Below are 25,348 nucleotides of genomic sequence, written 5' to 3'. Positions count from 1 at the left end.
TTAGTCGTCCTGCGTGGGTGTCTGGGTCAGTTCACGCTCGCTCTTGCGAGAGGTGTTCGGTGCATGCTCGGCGAACTGCTCGACCGAGAAGTCCTGAAAGACCGTATCGACGTCTTCGGGATAGGCCTCGCGACCGACCAAGCGGTTGACGAACTTCGTGTTCCGATAGCACCCGAGTCCGAGGTCGGGAACGCCGACGCCGTGGGTGTGGACTTCGGCGTTCTGGAGGAAGACGTCGCCAGCGACGTCGATTTCCAGACGATGGTCGGCAGTCACCTCGAATCGGCCCCGTTCGTCCCAACTAATCGCCGCTTCAAGCGGGTCGAGGAAGTCCGGAATCGGGCGCTCGTAGCCGGTTCCGAGAATCACGACCTCGCTCTCGTGGACGAACGACTCCTCGGTCTGCCACTGGTGACAGTCGAGGGCGTAGGCCCCACCGACGTCTGCAAGATGTTCGACCTCGGTCATCGCGAACAGGCCGACATCGGGGTCGCGGTCGCCGATGGAGCGGCGATAGAGCAGGTCGTAAATCTCACCGCTCGTCTCTGGGTCGATGCCCTTGTAGAGCAGGTCTTGGTTCGGAACGAGGTCGTCTTTGACTTCCTGCGGAAGGTCGTAGACGTACTGCTCGTACTCGGGTGTGAAGTGCTGGAGACCGAGCTTCGAGTACTCCATCGGGAAGAAGCCGTCCGAGCGCGTCAGCCAGTCGAGTCGGTAGCCGTGACCGGGTTGGCGCTGGAGCAGGTCTTGGAACACCTCGGCAGCGCTCTGTCCGGACCCGACGACGGTGACCGAGTCCGCATCGAGAACACGCTCGCGGTTGTGTCGATACCGTGCCGTGTGGAACACGTCGTCTTCCGGGTGTCCGCGGAGATTTTCGGGAATAGACGGTTGGGAGCCGATTCCGAAAGCGATGTTCTCCGCGCGGTACTCGAAGCGCTCGTCGGCTTCGGGATGATGTGCGGTAATCACGTAACACGACGCTTCGCTGTCCCAGCGCACCTCGGTCACGTCGCGATTGAACCGACACGTGTCGAGTCGGTCGACGACCCACCGGAGATAGTCGTTGTACTCCCGACGGGGAACCTGGAAGGTCTCGTAGAAGTAGAACTCGTAGATTCGGCCGGTCTCCCGCACGTAGTTGAGGTAGCTATACTCGCTGGTCGGGTCGGCGAGTGTCACGAGGTCCGCGAGGAACGGGACTTCGAGCGTCGTGCCGTCGAGGAGCATCCCCTCGTGCCACTGGAACTCGGCGTCGCGTTCGAGGAACGCGGCATCGACGTCCTCGTCGACGCTGTCGAGCATGGCCGCGAGACCGAGATTGAACGGGCCGAGACCGATACCGACGACGTCGTAGACGTGGTCGTCAGTCATCTGCGCGCACCTCCTGTGCTGGCGCTGCGGAGGTGTCCGCGAGGACGTCAGATTCGAATCGGTCGCGGTCGCAGACCATCAACAGCGCCTCTTTGTCCTCTTCGTCGAAGTAGAACGTCTCTCTGGGTTCGAAGCCACACTGTTCGAAGACGTGGATGACGCGCTCGTTCCGAGCGTCCGGTTCCGCAATCACCCGGTCGGTCTCGGGATGGCGGAACTGCATCGCGACGACCGCCCGCATCAACGGGAGTGCATAGCCGTGGCCGAGGTACTCTTCGGGGCCGATGAGCAGATGGACGCCCTGGTCGGCCGGGTCGGCGTCGTAGTAGTTCGAAACAGCGTCGTCTGCCGCCCAGTAACACTCCCAGTAGCTCATCGGCACGTGGTCGAGACACCCGACGTAGGGCGTCAAGTGGTCGTCGGCGAGTTTCTCGCGGAGCGTCTCGGAGAACGTCGGCAGTGGCTCGTCGAGTTGCCAGTAGGGCTTGACGTGGTCGCTACCGAGCCACTGGTGGAGTCGCCCGAGGTCGCGTTCGACCGACGCCTGTCGGAGCGAAATCGTTCTGTCGATATCACGGGCGTACGTCTGGTACTCGTAGTCGCGTGCGATGGTCGCGTCCGGTCCCGTCATCGTTCCACCTCGGTGACGATTGGGTTCGCAATCTCCGTGTAGACAGACTGGTTTTCGAGGTCGTTTTCGAGCTCGTCCAGCCCGCGGAAGCGCGTGAGCAGATTACTCTTGCACGGCACGGTCTCTTCGGTCAGAAGCGTCTCCAGCAGCGTCGACGACGGACGGTCGTACTGCTCGTGGATGTGAGTCAACTCGTCGCGGAGGATGGAAAGCAGTCTGCGCTCATCGACGAGGTCGGCGCATCCGAAGGCGTTGATGACGTCAAGCGCGTTGTTGAGCACGACGTAGTACCGGAGCCGTTCGTCGGCGATTTCGTCCGCACAGACGGTCCCGGCTCGTTCTCCCACGCCCGGAAGGTAGTCGTCAACGCGGTCGTACTGCGACTCGGGGAAGTAGAACCCCTGATTGTCTCGGTAGGCGAACGCACTCGGGTAGCCCTCGTCGTCGAGCGTGAGGACCGAGTTCTGTTGGTGAGCCTCGACGCCGACGCCACCGACGAGGTAGAGCCACAGTACCGGCCGGATGCTGAGTGCGAGATACTGGCGGAACCAGTCCTCGCTGACCGCGGCCGTCTCCCGGCCCTCGCGCTCGGCGATAGACGAGACGATGCGACCGAGGCGCGACTGGCCGTCGATGGCGTCCTGACAGAGCGAAACCAATGGCGTGGCACCGACCGCGTCCTCGCCACGGAAGGGGTTAGCTCGAAGAACGGTCTCTAAGCCGGACTCTGGCTTGTCTCCAACGTCGAGTGCGAGATACGCCGGGTCGCGGACGATGTCGAACGACGGGAACTCCGCCGCGAGTTCGTCGCCGAATTCGGTGTCGAGTAATTCCGCGACAGCGACGCCGCGTTCGAGTTCCGGGCGCTTGTTCGTCCGGACGGAGTTCGTGATGGTGACGTTCAGCGACGACTTGACCATGAACGGCGAGTCGGGGCTGTAGAGCGTCCGAACGGACGTCGTCGGGAAATACTCTCGACCGGCTGCCCCGAGATAGTCGAGTCCATCGCCGAGATGTGACTGCACGTGGTCCTGTGCGAGCAGGTAGTCGGCCTGCCACGGGTGGACGGGCAGGAGCACGTCGTCGCTTTCGACGTGGTCGGCGACGAACGACTCGCCGACGGTCGGGTCGTCCCGCAACTCGTCTTTGACCCACTCGCCCGCGGAATGCTCCAGCGCCGACTCCTGAGACACCAGTTCGGGAGTTGCACGGAAGTAGTGCAGCGGGAACGACCCCCGGAGTTCGGGAGCGTATGTCGACCGGTTGTGGGCCGCGATTCCCTGCCGACTCTTCGGCGTCGGGTGACGCTGGTGACCGAAGACGAGCGCCTGTTCTGCGTCGCGGAACGAGAGACGGTCGGTGTAGAGCGTCTCCGTGTCACCCATCCGCGCATCGACGAACTGCTCGATGTTCGCCTTGCTTCGCAGGACGCGTTCGAGAAGCGCGTCCGGTACCGCGCTCCCGCCCCGCGAAAGTGTGAGGTCCTTCACGATAAGCGACGAGAGCGTGGCCGCGTCCGCTGGATAGACTGTCCCATCCGGTAGCCGATAGCTGAGAGGCGTCTCGAATCGATGGCCCTCTGTCGGCGAGCGGTGGACCAGTGGTGCCAAAATATCGATACCCTGTGCGGGGAGCGTCGTTCGAAGGAGCCCGTCGCTCCCGGGGTCGACGCCAGCGACTGCGTCCGTCGTGACCTCGTAGTCCGCCGCGTCGCGGAGATAACAGTTGAAGAACGCGTGGATAGTCGCATCGTCAGCCCGGGTGGCGGGGTCAACCTCGTGACTGTCGTGGTCTCCGTCACGAAGTTCGGCGTCAGCGCTCATGCGGCCACCCCCGATTCGACCGACACGGCTGTCTCACCCGCTCAGTAGACGTGGCGCACTGACACCACGTCGCTGCGGAGTGCACTCGTGTACTCTGCGTTTGCATACAGCTTTTTAGGCTAGCCTAAAGCGCAATAAAACCCAGGGGATTTAGGTTGGCCTAAAAGTATATATTTGGTGGTTGACTCGATGTATGGGGAGCCGAGTGGCGGGGCTTGCCACCCCCACGCTACCCACCAGCTACGACCGGAGGTACCAATCCTATCTACTACGTCCGAGAGTACCACTCATTCCACGGCTGAAGCCGTTCGAACGTGTCGCTCGACGTGATAACCAACTCGTCTTCGAAGCGCGGGGCGGCAATCTGCATTCCGACCGGAAGCCCGTCGGCGACGGTCCCCGCCGGAACAGACGCGGCAGGGTGCCCCGTGAAGTTGAGGAGGAACGTCGGACACCAGCCGATTCGCGGGTCGACCGGTTCGCCGTCGACTTCGTCAGGTCCGAGTGTCGACCCTTCTGTGGCGTTCTTCACGGGTGGATGAGTGACAGTCGGCGAGACCAGCAGGTCGTAGTCCTCGAACACGTCTTCGAGCGCGTCGTGGACCGACGTTCGAATGACGTGCTGGTGGAGGTACTCCGTCGCGGACGTTCCAGCTCCGGATTCGAGCAAGTCGGCGAGGCTGTCTGTCAGCTCCTCGCGATGGTCTCGAAGCAGATCGACCCCCTCGTGTTCGGCGAGCCAGTCGTTCATCGCCGCCAGATTGGCACCCACGAGGTCCAACCACGCATCCGTCAACTCCGTGTGCGAATAGCCGAGTTCGACGTCCACGTGCTCGACTGTCGCCCCCGCGTTGCTGAAGGTCTCGACCGCTTCGCCGACTGTCGTTCGCACTGTGTGCTCGACCGGGAACGTCCCGAAATCCGGCGTGTATGCGATATCGATGCCGTCGAGAGAACGCCCGATTGCATCACGGAATCGTCCGCCGTGGTCCGGGAGACTCGACGGGTCTCGGGGGTGGTGTCCCTCCATGATGTCCAAGACGAGCGCCGCGTCACGGACGGTACGCGTTATCGGCCCGTGGCTCGACCGAATACCGAGGTCGTCGGCAAACCCGTCCGGACGAGTGAGGTCTGGTACCCGTCGGAACGTCGGCTTGAACGCGTAGACGCCAGACCACGCTGCGGGGATGCGAAGCGACCCGCCTGCGTCTTTCCCGTGTGCGACAGGCGTGAGCCCGGCGGCGACAGCAGCAGCACTGCCGCCGGACGAGCCACCGGCGTTTCGCGATGGGTCGAACGGATTCCGAGTCGGTCCGCGGAGTGGGTTGTCAGTCGTCCCCTTGTGGTCTAGCTCGGGAGTGTTCGTCGTCCCGACGACGATTGCACCCGCGTCCTCTAACCGCGTGACGAGCGTCGAGTCCGATTCGGAAACGGACTCGCGGAAGGCGACCGAGCCCATCGTTCGGCGGAGACCCTCCTTCGAGGCGGCAGACTCTTTCAACGCCACGGGGACACCGGCGAGTGGACCAACCGATTCCCCGCGTTCTATCGCCCGTTCGATTTCGACTGCCCGCGTTCGAGCGTAGTCGTCTGCGACTTCGATATACGCGTTCAACTCGTCGTTTCGGCGGTCGATTCGTTCGAGCACCCTCTCGACGACCGTACAAGGCGAAAGCGCTCCTCGTCGAACCTTCGCTGCGATTTCTGTCGCAGACGCTGACGCTACGTTCATCGTCACTGCGTCGATGTCCCGCTGTTGTAGGTTTATCGTTCACGGGAGACGATGACGAGTGTCATTGTCTGAGGCGGCCAAAACACGATAATAAATCAACAAATCTAGCCGTATAGTGCCTAAATATCGACGGGCTTATCACTTTTTAGGCAGGCCTAAACGGTGATGGCACCGACAGGTGACGACGACGGACAGACGACCGATAACCACGACCAGACAAACGGTAGCTCCGACCGAACAGCCGATAGCGACGACGTGACGCCCACGCTTGGGCCAGATGCAACCATCAGGTCGAACTACGTGTTCCAGCGGTACGACCAGACGATAGACCGAACTATCTCGTTTCGGCCGGCGACGATGGAACGCGACCTGGGCCGACTCCACAAGTGGCTCGGATACGACCACGTGACTGAGTTCTGGGAACTCGACCTCCCGTTGCCAGCGTTCCGCGACCACTTCGCCGAAAAGCTCGCGGAAGACCACCTGACGCCGTTTATCGGCTATATCGACCACGTACCGGTGAGCTACTGGGAAGTCTACTGGCCCAGCGAGTACGAACTCGACGACTACTACGACGCAGACCCCGGCGACCGCGCGGCACACCTGCTTGTCGGTCCGCCGGAGTACGTGGGTAACGGCTACGCGAAAGCACTCTTCCGGGCCATGGGTCTCATGCTATTTTCGCACCCCGAGACGGACCGGGTCGTCGGCGAACCCGACGTCGAGAACGACGTCGTCATCAACATCCTGAAACAATGCGGCTTCGAGCCACACAAGGAGTTCTACTTCGAAGAAGCCGACAAAGACGCGCTGTTGCTGATGTGCGAGTACGACGATTTCGAAGCGGCGCTGCTCGACGACTCGCCAGCACTGCTTGCGTGAGGTTCGGCAGACGCATGAGAGGGTTCTCGTCGGCTGCCTGCGTTCAATCGTCTGACGCGACCCATGGATATTTCTTCCCCCCGAGTATGGGTTCGGGTGATGGCCGCGTCTATCCGTGAGCGATGCAGCGAAGCGAACGTCGAGTTCGTCCGACTCCTCTGTGTGACGAACGACGGGATGATACGTGGACAAGCGGTGAACGTCGACCACCTCGAATCGGCGCTCTCGTCGGGCATCCCGCTCCCGAAGATGACCCAGTCGTTCAACGCAATCGGCTACCGGGTGAAAGACGGGCGGTTCGACGCAGTCGGTGAAGTCCGACTGCTGCCCGACCCCTCGACGTTCCGCGTGCTCCCCTACGAAGACCGAACTGCCGCAGTGTTGTGCGACTTAGTCGAACACGACAGGGACGTTGCGTGGGATGCCGACCCGCGGGCCGCTGCGAAGCGCATGCTCACAGCGTGTGAAGAGGAGGGTCTCGCGCCGACCATCGCCGTCGAACAGGAGTTTCACCTCTATTCGGAGCAGTCAGATGGTGAAATCGAACCTCTCGACCCGCGAGGAGAGTACTCGTCGGCGAGTATGCGCGCGAGTCGGTCGGTGATACTCGATATCGTCGACGCGCTGAAGGCCCAAGGCATCGACGTCCGAAAGCACCACCCGGAGTACACCGCCGGCAAAAACGAGATTGTCGTCGGGCACGGAACGGGTCTCGAACCGCTCGACAACGCCGTGTTCTGCCGCGAGACGGTGTCAGGCGTTGCTGAACGAGCGGGTGCTAGCGCGACGTTTTCACCCTATCCGTTCGACGGGGCCACGAACGGGTGTCATCTCCACCTCTCGCTGTGGGATGGTGAGGAGAACGTCTTCGCACCGGCAGACGACGACGCAGCCCTGAGCCAACGCGGTCGGTACTTCGTCGGTGGCATCCTCGAACACATGCCCGGTCTCCTCGCGTTGACGTCGCCGACGGTGAACTCCTATGCGCGACTCCAACCAGCCAAGAGCGTCTGTGCGTACAACTGCTGGGGTATCGGGAATCGCGAAGCAGCAGTTCGAGTTCCAGAGGTACGACCGTCGAACCGGACCAGCGGCACCAGAATCGAGTTCAGACCCGCAGACAACACGTCGAATCCGTACCTTGCGGTCGTCGGCTTGCTGGCGGCCGGTCGAGACGGAATCGACCGCGAACTCGACCCCGGTCCGTCGGTCGACCAAGACCCGGAGAACCTCAGCGACGACACCCGCCGAAAGCGTGGCATCGAGCGACTGCCGCGGTCGCTCGGGGAAGCGGTTCGCGAACTCGGAAACGACGAGGTACTCACCGCCGCACTCGGTGACACGCTCACCGAATCCTACGTCGAGATTAAACGAAGCCAGTGGGAGGCGTTCACCGCGCACGCCGATACGTGGATGCGTGGGACGTACCGCGAGCGCTTCTGAGGAGTTCGATTTGTCAATTGCAAAAGAGAAAAGCCACTGCCGCACGACATCAACCTATGCCGACCGAGCCACAAATCGAGAAGTTGCGAGTGTATCCGGTCAAGTCGCTCGACGGCGTCGAGGTGGACGTCGCCGACGTCCGGGCGAACGGAACACTCGCACACGACAGGGAATTCGCACTGTTCGACGCCAACGGAAACGTCCTCAATGCGAAGCGTGACGAGCGGTTGCACGCGATTACGGCCGACTACGACCCGGACGCAGGTGTGCTCACCGTCGATACACCGTCGGCGACGCCCGCACAGTTCGACCTCGTACACGACACCGAGGCGGCGGAAACGTGGTTCATGGACGTTTTCGACGAGCCGGTGACGATACGGAGAGACACCGACCGAGGGATGCCAGACCGCCCGAAACTCGGCCTGTCGGTCGTGAGTACCGCGACGATTCGAACGGTGGCCTCGTGGTTCGACGAACTGACCGTCGAAGGGACGCGCCGACGGCTTCGAACGAACGTGGAGGTCTCAGGCGTGCCAGCGTTCTGGGAAGACCAATTCGTCGGCGACGACGCGCCTGCGTTCGAGGTCGGTGGGCTCCGGTTCGAAGGGGCGATCCCCTGCGGCCGGTGCGTCGTCCCCGGGCGAGACCCAGACACCGGAGAACCGCTACCGAAGTTCCGAAAGCGGTTCATCGAGAAGCGCCGGGAGACAGTCCCCGAGTGGGTAAACGAGGACGCCTTCGACCACTGGTTCGCGCTGACGACCATTACGCGTCTCGAAGAGTCGACGACGGACGGAACGATTCGAGTCGGAGACTCGGTCACACTGAGAGAAGAGTGACTTCCCTGCCCGAAGGAGAAGGGAAAGAGAAGCAGAAGCAGAAGCAGAATCGATAGCAGCGAGGGGGCCGAAACTCCTTCGCATAGTTAGCTAGCCTAAAAATATGAGTCAATTCAACCAACTACCTCGAAGCGCAGGACAAGGGCGAACAGTCGGGGTGGTTCGAGCATGAGCGGACCACAGCAGCAGAACCGCCTCGCAAATATCAGAGACACTGACGACGTGTACCTCGGGGCGGGAGTCGAAACCGCCTCGGAGCAGCTCGTGGAGTTGTACGGAACGCTCGGACTCGACTGGGTCTGGCTTGACCTCGAACACAAAAACGGCACGCCACTCGACGGACCACGACTGGAACGGCTGGTTCGCGCCGCACAGTGCGGGGGGACCGAACTCGTCGTCAGACTTCCGAACGGCGACCCATCGACAGTCAGAAAAGCCCTCGATACGGGCGTCCGCAACGTCGTCGTCCCGCGAGTCGAGACTGCCAGCGACGTCGAACGCGCCGTGCGAGCCGGTCGCTTCGAGTTCGACGGCGAACCGGGAGACCGCGGTCTCGCACAGGGTCGAGTGAGTGGATACGGAACGACGTTCGGCGGCGAGCGTCCGTATCACGAGGTCGAAGACGAAAACGTACAGGTGGGTGTCCTCGTCGAAAACCGGACTGCCGTCGAGAACATCGACGAAATCGTGACCGTGCCCGAACTCGGGTTCGTCTTCCCCGGACCCGGCGACCTCGGTGTCTCGATGGGACGCACCCTCGAATACGACGATTCGGAGGTGCAAGCACTCATCGAGCGCGTCCGCGAGACATGTGTCGAACACGGCGTCCCCCTGCTGGGTTTCCACAACAGCAACTTCGTCGGACCGGACGGTGCCCGCAATGCGGCCGAGCGAGGATACCGACTCCTGCACCTCGGCGACGAGTTCGAGTTCGTCGCGGACGCCGTCACCGAACGGTCGGGCTGGGTGTCGAGATGAGCAACAGAGCGTAGCGACTCACACTGGCGGGGGCTGTCCGCCACAACTGAAACGAAGCGAGCGGAAGTGACTCCGCTGTCGGCTTACGCCGTGATGATGGACGCGAGTTCGTCGCGGTCGAACAGTTCGCCCGAGAACGTGTCGGGGAAGTAGCCGGTGGCGTACCGCTCGACGAGGAAGAAGTGGTGCAGCGGGCCAGCGTAGATGGGGCCGCCGCGGAACACCTTCTCGTTCTTGACGGCGCTCAGCTCGGACGCAACCTCGTGGTTCTTCATGAACTCGAGGACCGTGTTTCTGAACTCTTCGCGCGTCTTGTCTTCGTGTCCGCGCAGGAGAATCGAGTCCGGGTCGACTTGCAGGAGCGTCTCGTAGTCGATGGTACCACGGTTACTCTCGGAGAGTCCCTGAATACCCGTGTCGGAGAGTGCGTCGGTGAGACCGATGTCGTCAGTCGCCTTCTTGTTCGCCCCCTTCCCACTCAGTCGGGCCGGGTAGAACGACTCTGGCTCGTTACTGCCTTGCCAACAGAGGAGCGCATTCGGACGACTGTCCGGGCCGGGGAGCTTCGTCTGGATGTCCGTGATGTACTCCTCGTGGAAGGCCTTGATCTGTTCGTACTTCTCCACCTCTTGGTGGACTTCTGCAACCTTCCGGAACGCCTCGTACAGCGAGTAGTAGCGATAATTGTGCCACGTGTCCGTGCGCCGGAAGATGGTGTTGCCGAAGAACGGGCCGACGTTGTTCGTAATCTCTTCGATGTCGGCAGGTTCGAGCTTGAAGCCCTTGTTGTTGATGAGCCACTGCGGGTCGATCATGTGGAGGTCGCTATCCAGATTGTAGAAGACCTCCTTCGAGATGCCCGAGTCGCCGACGAGCTTGGTCAGCGAGTCCGTGTCGAAGCTGACACCGTCGAGTTCGTCGTAGTGGTTCACGTGGAAGCGCGAGGGAAGCCCCATACTGGTTACGGTGTCGCCGTGGCCGAGCGCGACTGCCATGTCACCGTAGTCGGGGAAGTAGTGCGCGACCGTCTCCGGCGGCTCGTCGAGCGTCACTTCGCCGACCGGCTCCATCGACACCGAGTAACTTGTGTCTTCGGGCGTGCTCGTCGCCGTCTCCGTCTGGGACGACTCCGTGGTCGAACTGGTCGTCGTCGCCGTCTCCTCCGACGAGGAGGCACTGCAGCCAGCGAGTCCGGCTGTCAGTGCGCTCGCGCCGATACCAAGGAAGTGCCTTCGGTTCAGGTCCATATGTTTTTGGCCTGCCTAAACATATAAAAGCCCGTCGAAATTTAGGCACGCCTAAAGGTTCGGATTCGAGCAGTGATACCGGTTCGGCGGCCGGGGAACAACCATCTCGTAGTTATAGACGCTTTCCCGGCCACTCAGAGAGGAATCGTCATACCGAGAGTCTGGCGGGTTCAATCCCGAGTTCGCCGAAGAAATCAGCGACGTGGGGAACGCGCTTGGTCAGTTCACCGGGCGCGTGCGAGTCAGTCCCGACGGTGAACGAGACGTTGTACTCACGGAGCACCTGCAAGAACGGTGGCGTCGGGTGGTAGTGCCCAAAGTCGTCGAAGACGCGGCCAGCATTCAGTTCGGCACTCGTCTTCGAGCGTTCGAGCGCCTCGGCGACCTGTCGGTAGTGAGTCTCTGTTGCGAATCCTCGAAGGGCGGAGTTACGTTCGAACAAGTCGATGTGAGCCACGATGTCGAACAGTTCGGAGTCGATTAGTGCGACGAGTTTCTCGAAGTACGTATCGACCAACGCGGCTCGCTCGGGTTCGGATTTGTCGGCGAAGTACGGTTCGTAGTGGACGTGGACATCTTCGAGGTGGTGGACGCTCCCGATGGCGTACTGGAAGCCCGCCTCGTCGAGAAACTCGCCGATTGCGTCCTCGTCTCGGGGGTCGTAATCCATCTCGACGGCGTCGTAGATTTCGATATCGAACTGCTCGCGGAATCGTTCGATTGCCGACCGGCGTCGGTCGTAGGTTATGTCGAGATTGAATCCGAGATTGCTGCGGGTCTCGACCATCGCGTCGCGCTCGGAGACGTTGCAGTGGTCCGAGATACCGATTCCCGAGAGTCCGGCCTCGCTGGCCGCCTTCAGCATCTGACGGAGAAACCGGCCGTCAGAGTAGATGGAGTGGGTATGATAGTCGTAGTCGGTCACAGTTGAGCTAGCATTGCCACGCTAGATTAACTGTGTGTTGCTTTTTCGTCAGAACTGGAGCGAATTGGCTGTGTTCGCTGTCCTGCCCACGCTGTACTGTTGAAAGGCCACTGTCGGAGGGCTGTTCTTTTCACAAAGGAGAATACGAGGCGTACAGAATAAACATGTGGGCGGGTCTTGGCTTTCAGCAGCACGCTCGTCAATCTCTTCAGGAGGACGTACACGAGAGTGAGCCACCATCATCCGTCTCCCGAACCCACCAGAATCAGCCGGGTTCTGAGTCGATGGGCGTCATCCCGTCAGGTAGCCTGCCGGTTCACCGCCGACGACGACCACGTCGGGGAGCTGTGTGTCGATTCGGTTTTGGTGATGTGCTCTTCAGATGTTGCCGTTGATGATATCGCGGACGCGCTGGCGGTCGAACAACTGGTCTTCCTCAGGAACATCGAGCGGTGACTCGAAGTCGATTTCACCGAACTCCTCGGGGTAAAACAGGCGGGCAGTCAGTTCTGTCTGGAACGCGTTGATGAGCGGCCCCTGTTCCGCGGTCGGGCCAGGAATCACGCGTCCGTTCTGGACGGCGGTGAGTTGACTACCGACCTCATGCTCCTCCATCGGCGTGACGAATTTCTCACGGAACTTCTGGGCGTCGAACGCGCCGTCGCCACCCCAAGTCACAGTGCCCGTGGTGATACCCCAGTGGACGACAATGACGTCAGGGTCGGCCTCCAGCAGCGTCTCGTAGTCGGTCTTCCCGTACTGCCCGGTTTCGAAACCAGCGAAGGCGTCGTCGTCTACGAGTCCGAGGTCGCGGTAGGGCTTCATCTCGTAGCCGTCGTCCTCAAGATAGAGGACGTAGAACTCGCCTTTCTCCGGTGAGGAGCCGCTGTTTATTAGCCCAATCGATGGCGTATCGCCGTCGTCAGGGAGCCGGGACTGCACTTCGGTCTGGAGGCTCTCGTGCAGGTCGAACCACGCATCGACCCTGTCTCGTTCGTCGAGCACCGTCCCGACCTTGTCGAACGCCTCCAGCATCGACGGGGCCTTCTCGGAGTAACCCATCTCCTTTTGCCACCCGTTACGGAAGCGACGGTTCATACACCCAAAGAAGGGCGCGACGTTCGACTCGATTTCCTCGATATCCGAGTCGTCCCAGTTGTTGTCCCACGCCTGAATCAGGTTCGGGTCGATGAGGAACGCGTCAGGGTCGTGTTCGTAGAAGACCTCCTTCGGCATCCCACCGTCCTGCCACAGCGGCGGCCAGTTTCTGTCGTAGTCAATATCGAACCGGTCATAGAACAGCGTAGGGCCGCTCAGCCTGTCTGTCTGAAGTTTGTCTGCCTGCCCGAGCGAGATTACCATGTCTGCCCACGCCATGGAGTAAGTCGTGACCGACTCCGGGACGGACTCGAACTCGACTTCGCCGACGGGGAACATCTCGACCGTGTACGGCCCCTCCTCAGGCGAGGTCTCCGTTTCGGTGTCCGTTGCCGTCGCCGTTGCAGTCTCAGTGCTCGTCTGATTCGGCGTCGCACTGGACTCAGACTGCCCGGCACAACCCGCGAGCAATCCACCACCGATGACTGCCCCGCCGTACTTCATGTAATCACGCCGTGTCGGTGCCTCGTGTCCGCTGGAATCGTCTGCCATACGATTTAGGCCCGCCTAAACAGTTAAAAGCATTCCGGACTTTAGGTATGCCTAAAACTGTCAATTAAGAGCACTTCACCACGTTTAAACCAAGAAATCAGTCTCATCAGGAGGACAAATAAGGCAGGAAAACCGAAGTCGCGTGTGGGTACGCTCACGGGAGCCCGTCCCCACTCAGAGACAAAAGAAATTCTTCGTTATCTCGGCGTTGAACGGTTTCGTCAAGCTATTTCTGGTTTTCTTCGTTAGATGTAGCGCACAACGCTCGTCACGACGCAGACACCGATCACCAGCGATCAGTGGGTGAGTCTGTCTTTTTCGCACTTAAGCAGCGGTACAGCGAAACACTTCGGGCTCGTACGTGGTTCGGGCAGTTCCGAGAACTCGTTTTGAAAACGGCTGTCAGAAATGTTGAAGTCGCTATTTAATGGTTCAGTGCAGCTGTCCGTATTCAGGTTATAGTTGAATTTTGACGCCCTTCTGTTGGTGCTCTCTGTATGCCACGTATGTATGCTGCGATGAGAATAGTGATGAGGCTAAACGTACCAAGAACACGAGCAACTGGGATTTCGGCCAATGGAGAAACATCTGCTTGAAGAACGGTCTCAGTTACCGCTCCAACGATGACGAGGGCGAGTACACCAGCCCATAACCACATAGTTGCGTATCCAAGTTCGTCGAGGTTGGCAGTTTTTATAGCGTGACCGAGAAGAACTATGCTGGTGAGAAGTGGTACGATAAGGAGGTACCGAGCAGGGTTCACCACTAAGATACCAGCACCGAGAGAGATCGCCGTAGAGTACACAAAAGCCGTGACGGTGAGACGGATTGAGGGGAGGGCAATCATAGATGATCGTAAACAGCACAAATAGTTAATAATTTTCTCGGTTGCCATACCGCACACCAACTGAGAACGTGACAGGTCGTATTTTTGGTTAAGAGATAGAGGCTCTATTGAAATCCTCAGATTTTGACAGAATTCGCGTGACACAGACAGGGGGCGTATGCAGCAAACCGCCCCCAATAATTTCTGATAGTGCGTGATAACGAAAGTGAATTATCCCTAACTAGAGTACGCTAACCTGAAATGAATAACGAGAGTTCGACTAATCGGTCACGAAAGAGTCTCGTTGGAGTCGCGCTCGCGTCAGGGCTGTTGTTTCTCTACTACTCAGAAGAGCAGGGTCTCATTCAATTAACGAATGGTCTGTCTACAGCGGTTTTCTTCTTATCTGGTGTGGTCCTACTCGTCACCATATTCTACCAACTACGGTCGAAGTAACTCACACCGACTTGCGCGCTGTATTCAGCACGGCCTCAACAAACTATCAGTGACTGAGGATTTCAACAGAGCCGATATGGATGTTATCGTTCGGTATCTAAACAAGGCCGACACTCCGTATTCGTCAACCCAATAATATCAGCCATCAAGAGCGCGGAGAAATCCGAGCGGGAGGTCGTAGAGACGAGTGATGTCCTTACGGCGCTCGACAACCATAGCGATAATCAGCTACTTCGTTGGAATCAGCGCTCAAATTTGGTATAGCACTATACAATTTATCCATCTCAAAACGAAGAGACGCGTCAACATGCTAAATTCAGTTGTCTGGTGGAGACAACCGAATCATAAAACCAGACAACGAACCAACACAATATCTCAACAAGCGGAATATCCAACTCACAGCAACGAACCAGCACAGAGCGAGCGTGTTGTCTGGTGCAAGAGACCGGCTGATTCACTCCCAAAGCGACCACAGACAACTACTCCACGAAGACACCACACACCGCACCGCCTCCAGTTACTCAACAAGACCACAAGAGAGAATCAACCAACACACCAGTAGGTCGTCGAACCGTCGATTCAGGCCTTCCGAAGTTTGACGACGAAGACAGCACCACACTCGCCGTTGTCTTCGACCCAGACCTCACCGCCGTATCCCGAAACAATCGTATCGACGAGATAGAGACCGATGCCGGTACCCGGGCTTTCGAGCCCCTTGTTTCCGCGACCGAATACTGCGTCTTTCTTCTCGTCGGAGATTCCAGGGCCGTTATCGGCGATTCGAACGAGAACGTGGTCGGGCTCCTCGTCGACAGTGACAGATATCTCGGGAGCGTCCGTATCGTTGTGACGGACTGCATTCGTCAGGAGGTTGCGGAAGACAGTACCGAGCATATCGTCGGCTAGGACTCGAACACCGTGGACGTCGTTCGAGAGAGTAACCTCGGCGGATTCGTTGCCAACTCGGACTGATTCGATTTCACTCCAGAGAACACTCCCGACAGAGACGCGTTTCGCTGGCTCGTCGTCGCCATCGAGCATCGTCTTCATCAGACTCCTGACCGTGTCGGTGAGTTCGGAAGCGTGCTCGCTGTTCCGGATTATCGTCCGTAGACGCGTTTCGACGGCCGTGTCGTCGACCATCTCTTCGACGAGCCGAGCGTTCCCCATGACGATTCCCATGTCGTTGTGGATGTCGTGGCTGACGATTTGATTGAGTAAGGCGAGTTTCTCGTTTTTCGCCTCGATAATCTGCTTTTGTCGGTGGAGTTGGGTGACGTCTCTGAGAACGATTACCCATCCGATGGCACGGGTTTGACTGACGAGTTCCTGTGCGCGCACGCTGAGGAATACCGACTCGTCGTCCTTCGAGTCGACCTGAACGCTATCGTTTCTGGAGGACGTCAGGTCGATTCCGGAAGATATCTCGTCGACCGAATCGCCGACTTCCGCACCGAAGTCCGTGAGCAACTCCATCCCGCGGTCGTTCGCGTGGACGATTCGCTCGTTGGAGTCGAGAACGAGCACCCCGTCGGGCGACTCCTCCATCGCAGTCGTGTAGGCAATCGGTGGCAGGTCCAAAAACCGGTATCTGAAGATGGCAAACCCGAGGAGCGTCGAGGTGACTGCCGCAGAGGTGGGGATGAGGTTCACCCCGTCGCTGCCGAACGGCGGCACGCCGAGCGAAGAGAACATGACGAAGACGAACGGAGCGGCGATGCCCGCGCTAATCAGAACCGCCTGTGGCATGTACGACCGCCCGAGGCGTACCGCCTCGTACACGACGATTGCAATCGCGAGCATCGACAAGAGCGCGTTGTAGAACGTGTGCAGTACGAGGTGCCCAATCCCGACGTCGACACGCATCACGACGACACCGGCGGTCTGGAAGAGCCTCGTCGACTCGAACGCGACGCCCGACGGGTTCGTAAACAGAAGCCCGAGATAAAGAGCTGGAACAGCGAGGAGTCCAGCGATTACGCGAGGTCGGAACCACTGTTCACGGCCGGTGTACGCGAGTGCAAACAGCAGCGCGAAGACGCCGAGTGGTGCGACCCCGATATAGAGAAGCTTGTACGCCAATAGCTTCACACTCGGCACTGTACTCAACAGTTTGAGTGCGGCGAATCCTGCCCACAGCGCGAGACCGACGTTCACCGCAAAGAACGCGGACAGCACCGGGGTTCGCCCGTGCTGAAGGATGTACCGAAGACCGTAGACACCGAGGATGACCGAAATCAGCGTCGCAAGGAGGGTCGGGTACGCGAATATCGTCTGTTGCCAAGTCATGTTATATCATATCGTGCCTTTGAGAACCGCAGTCATCAGAATCTGAACATCCACGTAGAATTGAGTAGAACACATAAACGTAGTGTCTGCAGTTCGCATATGTCGTAGACTTCTGTTGTAATAGTCAATCAACCATTCTGGCGTGGGCGATGTTCGCCGGTGCAGTTCCACAGACCGACACCACCATGTCCGCAGTAATCCGTCGATAAACACCGAATTGAAGGTGAGACGAGAGAAGTCGCTCGCAGAACTCTCGGCATACTTTCATTCGCCTCACCCAAACACCCATAGCCCCTGACGCAAAACAGCGGTGCATATCGTGAGTCGCGACGGCTACGAACTCGTTGACGCCTACGGCGCGATAGAGACACACGAATCCCTGACTCAGTGGTCACAGGAGTACTGTTCGCGCGCTATCGAGACGTACGAGTTCGACGTCTCTCTCGGTTCTCTGGACTGGGAAGTTTCGACTCGGGCGAAGCGGCGGGCGGCGGCGGTCAAGACACCACAAATCGACGACGCCACCGTTGGCGAGCCGATAGACTGGGCGTCCCACTCGCAAACCGCTCTGTCTTCGGGAGACCCACCGAGTTGTACGGTTTCACTTTCGTGGCGGGCGTTCGAATCGTTCGACAGAAGCGAGTGGACCGCCACGCTCCGGCACGAACTCGTTCACGTCGAGCAATTCCAGGCGTACGGAACGACCGACCATGGACCAGCGTTCAAACGCCGGGCCGAAGCGGTAGACGCACCGGTACGGGTCCGACGGTTCAGTACGCCGAAATACGTCCTCTCGTGTGACGGCTGCGGCGAAACGGTCGCGCACCGATACCGCGACTGTAAACTCGTTCGGCAGGCAGACTCGTATCGGTCGTCTTGCTGTAAGTCTCCACTCACCTGCAATAAATTCGCTTCTGTAGACAGTTGAATCAGCGAGGGTTGGGGAGGACAAATCCGTGTTGTCCCTCCTCTACGCAAATTTCAAAATTTGTAGAAATTTTAAATTTTGTAGAAATCTAAAGATTTCTCTGCGAACAGTCACCGTCCATCTCGAAAGCACGGAGACGAGAGTGAAGTGACCCTGCCCTGCTACTCGTGGCTCTGCAAACGATATCCGCTCGATAGCCATCTATCTGACATTTCTAACAGGGTTGAGCAGCTGTCAATGAATGTAGTTTTATAATCCAAAGTTATTTACCAAATATTGCGCTTAGTATTGGACATATGTCCATCACTCAGCCACCAGATGAACGCAGCGTCGCGCTGGTTACGCCTCCAAGCCGTGTTGACTATGCCGGTGGTATCGAGGCTGTAGTGGCGGATAGTCCGGAAGACGCCGTCGAAACGGGGCGATTCGACCCTTGTAATCAGCTTCCAGACCCAGACCGATTCGACGTCGTCATCGTGACCGGGTCGTACGCGCGCATCGGTGACGACAGCGACTGGATCGAGACACTCCAGCGTTACATCCGGAAGCGAGTCGCGGCACGCCGGCCGACAGTCGGAGTGTGCTTCGGACACCAACTCGTCGCCAGCGCACTCGGCGGGAGCGTCGATAGCCTTCCCGACGGTGCGGCAGGGTACAGACAAGTCGAACTCACGGAAGACGGACGCGAACACCCGCTCTTCGACGATGTCCCAGACCAATTCGAGACGTTCCTCTGGCACCTCGACCACGTCACCAACGTTCCAGACGGCGCAACCGTGTTGGCACGGAGAGGAGAGACGGTTCAATCCTTCGCGCTCCAAGATGCGCCCGTCGTCGGGATTCAGTTCCATCCCGAGGTCACACCGCGATTAGCCCGTGAACTCGCTGCCCAGGCCGACGCGTCAACACCGTCAGGAGACGCCATCGCCGAGACGATTCCCGACGGGCCAGCCGAACCGGGGCGAGTGTCACAGCAATTCTATCGGAATCTGGTGACAGCACCTCGACTGGGAGACACTCGGTAGCCAACTGACCTCCGAGAAAACGAGACGAGTGAGATGCCGGCTTCGAGTCGGTGAATCGCCGGGTGAACCGCCGGGTAAGTCGAACCGGGTGAATCACCGGGTGAACCGAATCAGTTGAAGCGAATCAGATGCGAACGGGATGCCCGTTAGATTTCGAGGACCCGCTCGTGGTCGTCGTCGAGTGCCGACGCGTCCTCGGGGAGGAGGGCGACGACGACGTATTCGGCGTGTTCGTGGATGTACTCGACCAGTGCTGCGATACGTTCGGAGTCGATAGCCTCTAGCGAGTCGAGGAGGATAAAGGGGAGTTGCTCGGCGACGTCGTGGACGAGATACCCCGCGAGTCCGAAGACGAGGCCGATAACTTCGCGTTCGCTCTCGCTGAGGTGCTGGACAGTGTCTTCGTAGACCGACCCCGTTTCGGTCTGTCTGACGATGTGGAGCTTGAACGCCCGTTTTTCGCCCGATTTCCCACGCCCGCTCGTCTCCTGATGGATGCGTTCGATCCAGATGCGTTCGATGTTCTCGTACTGGAGCGTGTCGAGGACGCGCTCCATGTGGTCGTTGAACGCCTCGACTGCCTCCTCTTCGATTCGGTCGATGCGGCCACGGAGTTCGCGAATCTCTTCGTCGATTTCCTCGCGCCGTCCCGTGAGGGATTCGAGTTCTTCGTGCCGGGCTCTGGCCTCGTCGAGACGTTCGCGGACCCGCTCGCGCTCGTCTTCGAGACGTTCGAGTTCGAGTTCGACGCGGTTTGCCTGCGAGTGAAGCTCGACTAACTCGTCGCCCTCGTCGTCGGTCTCTTCGACGTCGGATTCGATGTCCTCGATTTCGTCGCGAAGCGTCGACTGCCGGGCTTCGAGTTCTTCGATGCGTGCCTCGGTTTCGTCTCGTTCGGCGAGCGTCTGTTCGAGTCGCGCGTCGAGTTCACGCCGGCGTTCTCGCCGCTCTTCTATCGTGTCGAGGCGCGACGAGAGTTCGTCTATCGCATCGCGCGCGTCTCGGCGGTCGGAAGCCAAACTCGCCCGGTACGACTGCAAGTGCTCGATAGTCGATTCGATGGTGTCAGGAGAGACCTCGGACCCGCAGGTCCAACAGACGACCTGGTCGTCGGCGAGGAGCTTATCTGTCACTGCCCCTCCATCGTCGTCGCCGCGGAGTGCATCGCCGATATCGTCGTCCGTCTCCGCGAGCATCGACTCGTTCACGCGAACGATGTTCTGAATCTCGTTCATCTTCGATTCGAGGTTCCGGACTCGTTCGCGCTTGTCTGCGAGTTTCGATTCGAGTTGCTCCGGTGAGTCTGCGGTCTCTTCGGGCAGTTCGTCGAGCGCCTCGCGAATGTCTTCTTCGTCGTCTCGTAGGGCTTCGAGACTCTGGCGTTCGGTTTCGAGTCGGAACCGAACGTTTTCGAGCGTCGACCGCAGTTCGTTGAGTTCGTCGAGTAGTTCGTCGTCTTCGGACTCGGTGGTACGCTCTGTCGACTCGATTTCGTCTTCCAGCGCTTCGAGTCGTTCCTGGCTGTCGTCGATTTTCGTCTCAAGTTCCGCCTCACGCTGCTCCAACTCGCCGATAGTCCGCTCTACCGCGTCCTTCTCGCCGAGTTGCTCGTCGACTTGGCGTCGCTCGGCTTCCAACTGCGTAATCTGCGCTTCGATGGCGGTCGTATCGACGGGCCGCATGATGAGTTCCCGAAGGTCGTCGCCGCGTTCGACGGCCTGACGTGCCTCGTTAGACTCCAAGAGGAACGCAAAGAGGTCCGCAAGTTCCGGGTCAGAGAGGTACGGGTCGCCGCGTGTGACGACACTCGACCCTTCCCGCTTGAGATATCGCGTGTACGTCTCGTCGCCGATGGTCAGCGACACGTCACCTTCGTCTGCGTCGGCTTTCAACGAGGCTCTGTCGCTTCCGAGCGCGGCCATGACCGCCTGAAGGAACGACGTTCGGTTCGTCGCGTTTCGACCCACGAGTATCGTGATACCGGGTTCGAACGACACCTGAGTTTCCTCGATGCCGCCGATATTCCGTGCAGTGACCGTGATGTCGGCGACACGGTTCGTAACAGTCATGCGTTTATCCATCAACTCACGACAGATAAATGTTTGTAAAAGATTACATCGGTACAAGTGTAATGGCCACACTTATTTGGCTCGTCACCCACAACCTAATGTATGACAGACAAACGGCCAGACCCAACCAATTCGAAGGTCGGTCGCCTCATCCAATCGTACGATTTGGACGGGTTGGGCGCGGAGTTAGAACAACGCTGGACTGACGACGAAGAAGCCGAAAGTCTCCGAGCGCTCGCAGAATCGTTCAACCACGAACTCCTTCAGGCGGCGGCGATGGACGCCGGTCTCGACCTCCTGAGCGGTGAAGTCGAGTCGCTGTACGACGCACTGACGGACGACGACGTGACGGGCGGTGAGCGAACGAGGGCACGCGGGCGACTCGAACGCGCTGGCGTCGACGTCGACCAGTTACTCTCGGACTTCGTCTCTCACCAAGCGGTTCACACGTATCTGACAACCTTCCGCGGTGCCTCGAAAGAACGACGCAGAAGCGACCCGACAGAACGCGTTCAGCGTCTCCGTGGCCGATTGGCTGCGGTCTCTGAGAGTGCCATCGAATCCGCCGGGAACAACGGCGACCTCGAAGTCGGCTCACCGGACGTCCTCGTCGACGTGCAGGTGCTCTGTACCGACTGTGGGAGACAGTACGGTTTCGACGACCTCGTCGAGCGCGGTGGGTGCGACTGCTCGACCGACGAGTAACGTCGGTCTTGGGGTGAACGGAATTCCACACTCCCCGGTTGTGATTGTCAAGATACCACAATATGAGAAACGGTTCGAGTTATAGCAGTGTGCACACGACGACGACACTAGTTCTAGTTACCGAATTCCGACCTAATTTTGTCAGGTAGCATAGAATATATCAGATAGTAACAGTAAAAATTTCACAAATTTTAAAATTTTCACACATCTCAATTTGCTTCGATAACTCACCACTTCCTGTAGAATTGTGATGGTTCCTCACGTGAGCTGTCGTCGACGATGAGAGCCACCCGAGGGGTGGCGAGAGAGCCTACTGCCCTTCGTCCGGTTCTGTCGGGTTCCGGACAACTAACACCGGACTGATGGTACGCTCAGCGACTCGTTCGGACGTCTCACCGAAGAGTCGCCCCCGAATCGTTGGTTCTTCTTCGCCCATGACGATGACGTCGTGGTCGTCTGCAGCGTCGACGATGGCCTGGAGTGGAGTCGAAGACACCGTGACCATTCGAGAGAGGTTGTCTCGCTGGACGCCCCTGACCACGAGTTCGTCGGAGACGTCGCCGAGAAGGTCCTCACCGTCTGCCACACCCGACTCGTCTGTGGCGACGTGAAACAGCGTGATGTCGATTGATGGGTCCTGACTCAACCCCGAGACGACTGTCGCGATACGGTCGACAGAGATGTGTTCTTTGACCGGGACGATGAGACGCTCGACGGACTGGGCGGGGTTCGAGAGCAGCACCACGTCGCAGTCTGCCTCGGTAGCGACGCGCTCTATCGTCTGTTCGGACTCGTGGGTAAACACCAATCGCGTCTCGGCTGTGCCACCGAGTGACTCAATCGTTTCGACCAGGTCTGTAAGCTCCTCGCGAGCTTTCGGTTCGAACTGTTCACGAGCCTGCTCCGGTGCGGTCTGTTCTGGAATCTCGTGGTACGCGAGGACAACGATAGTTCCCCGAGAGAGGAACCGAATCAGTGGCTCGGGAATCACCTGTCCCGAGAGAATCGCGACTGGAACCAACACGCGAACGTCCTCAGGCATCTGTCTTCACCCCCTTGAGGCGCACGTCGCGTGCATAGCCGAGATACCACACGATGGCGGCCACCGCGACGGCAACGCCGATTGCCTGCGATAAGGGCTGCATGAAGACGACGAGTCCGAAACTCGCCAGTGCGCCGAGAATCGGGACGATGGGGTATCCGGGAACCGTGAACGTCGGGTTGTACCACGCCGGGTTCGAGCGGCGAAGGACGATGAGCGCAACGCACATGAGCCCGTACGTCACGAGGTGAAGGAACGACGCGACCTCGGCCAAGACTTCGGTTCGGCCCACCGCGACCAACACGACCGTCGGCCCACCGACGAGGCCGAGCGCGATGTGGGGCGTTCCGTATTTGAGGTTGACTCGCCCGAGACGCGGTGGGACGATTGCGTCCCGGCTGAGTGCGTACAGCGCCCGCGACGAACTGAGAATCGACGCGTTGGCGCTGGATACCGTCGCGAGGAGTCCTGCGATGAGAATCGCGACAGCCCCCGGGAAGCCGAGGTACGACCGTGCGACTTCGACGATTGCCGTCTCACCGAACGTGGCGAGTCGCGCGCTTCCGAACGCGCCGGTCGAGACGACGATGGTAATCACGTACAGAACGCCGACGACCAGTACCGACCCGACCATGGCGAGCGGGAGGTTGCGACTGGGTTTCTGTATCTCGCCCGCGACGGTCGCGACTTGCGCGAACCCGAGATACGACGTGAACACCAGTGCGGCCGTGGTGAAGATGTTGAGCGTGCCGTACGGCATGAACTGCTCTGGAACCGTCTCGCGGCCGAACAGTCCGAGCGTGTCGAGGCTGCCGTAGAGAAGGAACACGACCAAAATACCGAGCAACAGACTGACGATACCGTTTTGGAGTTTCGTCGTGTTCTCTGTCCCGAAGACGCTCAATCCAGTCAGAAGGATACCGAATCCGACGCCCAAAATCGGGATAAGCGGGACTGACCCGAGCGACGCCACCGGAATACCGACTTCGGCGAAAACAGCCATCGCGTACTGTGCGAAGCCGACGAGGTAGAACGCCGACGCGAAGACGAGTCCGAGCCAAAGTCCGATTCCGACGACGGCCCCGAACGACGCACCCATCCCACGGGAGATGAAGTAGTAGCCGCCACCGCTTTTCGGCATCGCCGTCGCCAACTCCGATGTCGGGAGGGCGACCAACAGCGCGATAACCGCGCCGATAGCAAACGAGACCGAGGCTGCGGGGCCTGCGTTCCCCGCTGCGAGCCCCGGAAAGACAAAGATACCCGCACCGACCATCGTCCCGACGCCGATGGCAAGCCCGCCGCGCAAGTCGATTGTTCGTTCGAGTTCCGTCCCACTCTCTAGAACGGTGGCCTCGTCCCCTGCCTCGCCAACGTCGACTTCGGGGTCGAGCGAAGGTTTCGTCGACGTGTCCGACTCGGTCAACCCCCCCGCGACACCGTCTTGCTCGTTAGACATGCGCGCTCACGACCGCTACTTAGACAGTCGGAAGGATATAGCCTGAGGCCTCATTTGGAGGCGGGTGCCGTGAATCGGTGTTGCAAATCACGCGTCACCACTGGACGGACGGCTGAACGCGCCGGGTCCGACTACCGCTTGGCACAGCACACACCCCCCATCGAGGATTCTCGACTTGATGCCGGCGTCGACACCCACCTCGACGCTGCACTCCGGGCAGTCGAATACATATTCGTCTGACACGATTGCCCCATCATCAGAACTGACGACTTCGTACAACTAGTCCACCCCATCATAGGGTGGGGAATAAAATGGTTCGCCGAAGACGCGGCAGAGATGATTATGTACTTAGCAGTCGAGAATGGTCCCGAGAAGCTTCGATTGGGCCGCCGAGAGATGCTCGGCGAACGTCGAACGGTTGATACCGAGTGCCTCGGCCACCTCGGTCGCGTTCGATTCTCGTGGGTGTTCGAAGTAGCCCATCTGATGCGCAGTCTCTAACACTTCCTGCTGGCGAGCGGTGAGCGCATCGCGGTCGATAAACACGAGTGACCCCCCCGAATCGGGGCACTCCGACTGAGTGAGTCGTCGCAGTGAGACGCCGTCGAACGCCGACTTGAGGTCGACGATGATTTCGCGCAGTTGCTGAAGGTCGGACGCGACAAAGGAGAGGATAATAGCACCGTTTTCAGCCTCGATGTGGCGGACAGGACACCCGGACGTCTCGATGCATTCGCATGCGCACCCCGGAGAATCCTCGGTCTCGTAGATGAGTCGGTACACCGTCTGGTCCTCGTGGTGAAACACCTCGTTCACGTCGGTAATGTCTGCCCCCGCGTCCGCGGTGAAATCGACCGCGACGGTGTCACCGCTGGTCACCCCAGAGCGCGAGACAGACTCGATGTCGGTCTCCCCCGACGCCTCGGTAACGTGGCAAGCCGACGAGTCGGTGATTTCGACCTCGCCGTGTACCCCAGCGTCCATGTCCGAGCGATTCGCTGTCAGTTCGAAAAAGTGCTTTGCCC

General features: G+C 59.4%; 21 protein-coding genes and 1 pseudogene. 8 read left to right on the top strand and 14 right to left on the bottom strand.

The genetic code is table 11. The features are described 5' to 3' along the window. The 4 genes from KU306_RS18675 to KU306_RS18660 all read right to left on the bottom strand — a co-directional run bounded on the left by KU306_RS18675 (position 1) and on the right by KU306_RS18660 (position 5,560). Positions 1 to 1,374, bottom strand: coding sequence for a lysine N(6)-hydroxylase/L-ornithine N(5)-oxygenase family protein (locus tag KU306_RS18675; protein WP_258303732.1), 1,374 nt, complete (start codon positions 1,372 to 1,374; stop codon positions 1 to 3). Beyond that, positions 1,367 to 2,005, bottom strand: coding sequence for a GNAT family N-acetyltransferase (locus KU306_RS18670; protein ID WP_258303731.1), 639 nt, complete (start codon positions 2,003 to 2,005; stop codon positions 1,367 to 1,369). The genes KU306_RS18675 and KU306_RS18670 overlap by 8 nt, the downstream gene beginning before the upstream one ends. Beyond that, complete coding sequence (locus KU306_RS18665) at positions 2,002 to 3,828, bottom strand: IucA/IucC family protein (protein WP_258303730.1); 1,827 nt, start codon at positions 3,826 to 3,828, stop codon at positions 2,002 to 2,004. Before KU306_RS18665 ends, KU306_RS18670 begins: the two co-directional genes overlap by 4 nt. A gap of 268 nt (positions 3,829 to 4,096) precedes the next feature. Further along, positions 4,097 to 5,560 carry an amidase gene (locus KU306_RS18660; protein WP_258303729.1) on the bottom strand — a complete coding sequence of 488 codons (1,464 nt, stop codon included), beginning with the start codon at positions 5,558 to 5,560 and terminating at the stop codon, positions 4,097 to 4,099. A gap of 165 nt (positions 5,561 to 5,725) precedes the next feature. Between KU306_RS18660 and KU306_RS18655 the strand changes: the two genes are divergently transcribed. From KU306_RS18655 to KU306_RS18640, 4 genes are all read left to right on the top strand, one after another. After that, positions 5,726 to 6,442, top strand: a complete 717-nt coding sequence (locus KU306_RS18655) for a GNAT family N-acetyltransferase (protein WP_258303728.1) — start codon at positions 5,726 to 5,728, stop codon at positions 6,440 to 6,442. Between the two features lie 99 nt (positions 6,443 to 6,541). Next, the gene (gene glnA2, locus KU306_RS18650) at positions 6,542 to 7,885 is read left to right on the top strand and encodes a gamma-glutamylputrescine synthetase (protein WP_258303727.1); all 1,344 of its coding nucleotides are present in this window, start codon (positions 6,542 to 6,544) and stop codon (positions 7,883 to 7,885) included. Between the two features lie 56 nt (positions 7,886 to 7,941). Next, positions 7,942 to 8,724, top strand: a complete 783-nt coding sequence (locus KU306_RS18645) for an MOSC domain-containing protein (RefSeq protein WP_258303726.1) — start codon at positions 7,942 to 7,944, stop codon at positions 8,722 to 8,724. Positions 8,725 to 8,892: 168 nt separating this feature from the next. Beyond that, entirely contained in the window at positions 8,893 to 9,702 is an 810-nt protein-coding gene (locus KU306_RS18640) for an HpcH/HpaI aldolase family protein (RefSeq protein ID WP_258303725.1), read from the top strand. Between the two features lie 83 nt (positions 9,703 to 9,785). Here KU306_RS18640 and KU306_RS18635 read toward each other — a convergent pair whose 3' ends face one another. From KU306_RS18635 to KU306_RS18625, 3 genes are all read right to left on the bottom strand, one after another. Then, on the bottom strand, positions 9,786 to 10,949 hold the full coding sequence (locus KU306_RS18635; protein ID WP_007540938.1) for an ABC transporter substrate-binding protein: 1,164 nt from the start codon (positions 10,947 to 10,949) through the stop codon (positions 9,786 to 9,788). Positions 10,950 to 11,097: 148 nt separating this feature from the next. Continuing rightward, positions 11,098 to 11,814, bottom strand: a complete 717-nt coding sequence (locus KU306_RS18630) for a PHP domain-containing protein (RefSeq protein WP_007540936.1) — start codon at positions 11,812 to 11,814, stop codon at positions 11,098 to 11,100. Between the two features lie 438 nt (positions 11,815 to 12,252). Next, complete coding sequence (locus KU306_RS18625) at positions 12,253 to 13,524, bottom strand: ABC transporter substrate-binding protein (RefSeq protein ID WP_049918630.1); 1,272 nt, start codon at positions 13,522 to 13,524, stop codon at positions 12,253 to 12,255. A gap of 236 nt (positions 13,525 to 13,760) precedes the next feature. Here KU306_RS18625 and KU306_RS18620 point away from each other — a divergent pair. Continuing rightward, a pseudogene (locus KU306_RS18620) lies at positions 13,761 to 13,952 on the top strand (IS5/IS1182 family transposase); the annotation flags it as partial. 23 nt (positions 13,953 to 13,975) lie between these two features. On the opposite strand, the gene KU306_RS18615 reads toward KU306_RS18620, so the two are convergent. Further along, entirely contained in the window at positions 13,976 to 14,371 is a 396-nt protein-coding gene (locus KU306_RS18615; protein ID WP_082229594.1) for a hypothetical protein, read from the bottom strand. 1,014 nt (positions 14,372 to 15,385) lie between these two features. After that, positions 15,386 to 17,095, bottom strand: coding sequence for a sensor histidine kinase (locus tag KU306_RS18610; protein ID WP_258303724.1), 1,710 nt, complete (start codon positions 17,093 to 17,095; stop codon positions 15,386 to 15,388). 319 nt (positions 17,096 to 17,414) lie between these two features. Between KU306_RS18610 and KU306_RS18605 the strand changes: the two genes are divergently transcribed. Together KU306_RS18605 and KU306_RS18600 are read left to right on the top strand one after the other, a co-directional pair. Continuing rightward, entirely contained in the window at positions 17,415 to 18,023 is a 609-nt protein-coding gene (locus KU306_RS18605; RefSeq protein WP_049918670.1) for a SprT-like domain-containing protein, read from the top strand. Between the two features lie 386 nt (positions 18,024 to 18,409). Next, complete coding sequence (locus KU306_RS18600) at positions 18,410 to 19,048, top strand: type 1 glutamine amidotransferase (protein ID WP_258303723.1); 639 nt, start codon at positions 18,410 to 18,412, stop codon at positions 19,046 to 19,048. Positions 19,049 to 19,194: 146 nt separating this feature from the next. On the opposite strand, the gene KU306_RS18595 is transcribed toward KU306_RS18600, so the two are convergent. Beyond that, positions 19,195 to 21,117, bottom strand: a complete 1,923-nt coding sequence (locus KU306_RS18595; RefSeq protein ID WP_258303722.1) for an archaea-specific SMC-related protein — start codon at positions 21,115 to 21,117, stop codon at positions 19,195 to 19,197. Positions 21,118 to 21,219: 102 nt separating this feature from the next. Here KU306_RS18595 and rdfA point away from each other — a divergent pair, with 102 nt between their 5' ends. Next, entirely contained in the window at positions 21,220 to 21,822 is a 603-nt protein-coding gene (gene rdfA, locus KU306_RS18590) for a rod-determining factor RdfA (RefSeq protein ID WP_007541452.1), read from the top strand. A gap of 310 nt (positions 21,823 to 22,132) precedes the next feature. Here rdfA and KU306_RS18585 read toward each other — a convergent pair whose 3' ends face one another. The 4 genes from KU306_RS18585 to KU306_RS18575 all read right to left on the bottom strand — a co-directional run bounded on the left by KU306_RS18585 (position 22,133) and on the right by KU306_RS18575 (position 25,307). Then, a complete protein-coding gene (locus KU306_RS18585) occupies positions 22,133 to 22,864 on the bottom strand; it encodes a universal stress protein (RefSeq protein ID WP_007541450.1) in 732 nt (243 codons plus the stop codon). Then, positions 22,857 to 24,323: an APC family permease gene (locus KU306_RS18580; protein ID WP_258303721.1), complete on the bottom strand. Its 1,467-nt coding sequence runs from the start codon at positions 24,321 to 24,323 to the stop codon at positions 22,857 to 22,859. The genes KU306_RS18585 and KU306_RS18580 overlap by 8 nt, the downstream gene beginning before the upstream one ends. A gap of 87 nt (positions 24,324 to 24,410) precedes the next feature. After that, the gene (locus KU306_RS19100; RefSeq protein WP_425499554.1) at positions 24,411 to 24,521 is read right to left on the bottom strand and encodes a DUF7560 family zinc ribbon protein; all 111 of its coding nucleotides are present in this window, start codon (positions 24,519 to 24,521) and stop codon (positions 24,411 to 24,413) included. A gap of 150 nt (positions 24,522 to 24,671) precedes the next feature. Further along, positions 24,672 to 25,307 carry a helix-turn-helix domain-containing protein gene (locus KU306_RS18575; RefSeq protein ID WP_258303720.1) on the bottom strand — a complete coding sequence of 212 codons (636 nt, stop codon included), beginning with the start codon at positions 25,305 to 25,307 and terminating at the stop codon, positions 24,672 to 24,674. Positions 25,308 to 25,348 lie beyond the last annotated feature (41 nt).

The sequence above is a fragment of the Haloferax larsenii genome (assembly GCF_024730625.1).
Classification (GTDB): domain Archaea; phylum Halobacteriota; class Halobacteria; order Halobacteriales; family Haloferacaceae; genus Haloferax; species Haloferax larsenii.
The sequence above is the reverse complement of the archived record's forward strand: the minus strand, read 5'-3'. Positions and strand labels throughout refer to the sequence as shown.

Coding starts and splice junctions, on each gene's coding strand:
- rdfA (WP_007541452.1), top strand. CDS start 21,220: ATGACAGACAAACGGCCAGACCCAACCAATTCGAAGGTCGGTCGCCTC.
- KU306_RS18625 (WP_049918630.1), bottom strand. CDS start 13,524: ATGGCAGACGATTCCAGCGGACACGAGGCACCGACACGGCGTGATTAC.
- KU306_RS18675 (WP_258303732.1), bottom strand. CDS start 1,374: ATGACTGACGACCACGTCTACGACGTCGTCGGTATCGGTCTCGGCCCG.
- KU306_RS18610 (WP_258303724.1), bottom strand. CDS start 17,095: ATGACTTGGCAACAGACGATATTCGCGTACCCGACCCTCCTTGCGACG.
- KU306_RS18670 (WP_258303731.1), bottom strand. CDS start 2,005: ATGACGGGACCGGACGCGACCATCGCACGCGACTACGAGTACCAGACG.
- KU306_RS18580 (WP_258303721.1), bottom strand. CDS start 24,323: ATGTCTAACGAGCAAGACGGTGTCGCGGGGGGGTTGACCGAGTCGGAC.
- KU306_RS18660 (WP_258303729.1), bottom strand. CDS start 5,560: ATGAACGTAGCGTCAGCGTCTGCGACAGAAATCGCAGCGAAGGTTCGA.
- KU306_RS18665 (WP_258303730.1), bottom strand. CDS start 3,828: ATGAGCGCTGACGCCGAACTTCGTGACGGAGACCACGACAGTCACGAG.
- KU306_RS18595 (WP_258303722.1), bottom strand. CDS start 21,117: ATGACTGTTACGAACCGTGTCGCCGACATCACGGTCACTGCACGGAAT.
- KU306_RS18615 (WP_082229594.1), bottom strand. CDS start 14,371: ATGATTGCCCTCCCCTCAATCCGTCTCACCGTCACGGCTTTTGTGTAC.
- KU306_RS18645 (WP_258303726.1), top strand. CDS start 7,942: ATGCCGACCGAGCCACAAATCGAGAAGTTGCGAGTGTATCCGGTCAAG.
- KU306_RS18635 (WP_007540938.1), bottom strand. CDS start 10,949: ATGGACCTGAACCGAAGGCACTTCCTTGGTATCGGCGCGAGCGCACTG.
- glnA2 (WP_258303727.1), top strand. CDS start 6,542: ATGGCCGCGTCTATCCGTGAGCGATGCAGCGAAGCGAACGTCGAGTTC.
- KU306_RS18585 (WP_007541450.1), bottom strand. CDS start 22,864: ATGCCTGAGGACGTTCGCGTGTTGGTTCCAGTCGCGATTCTCTCGGGA.
- KU306_RS18640 (WP_258303725.1), top strand. CDS start 8,893: ATGAGCGGACCACAGCAGCAGAACCGCCTCGCAAATATCAGAGACACT.
- KU306_RS18655 (WP_258303728.1), top strand. CDS start 5,726: ATGGCACCGACAGGTGACGACGACGGACAGACGACCGATAACCACGAC.
- KU306_RS18575 (WP_258303720.1), bottom strand. CDS start 25,307: ATGGACGCTGGGGTACACGGCGAGGTCGAAATCACCGACTCGTCGGCT.
- KU306_RS18630 (WP_007540936.1), bottom strand. CDS start 11,814: ATGCTGAAGGCGGCCAGCGAGGCCGGACTCTCGGGAATCGGTATCTCG.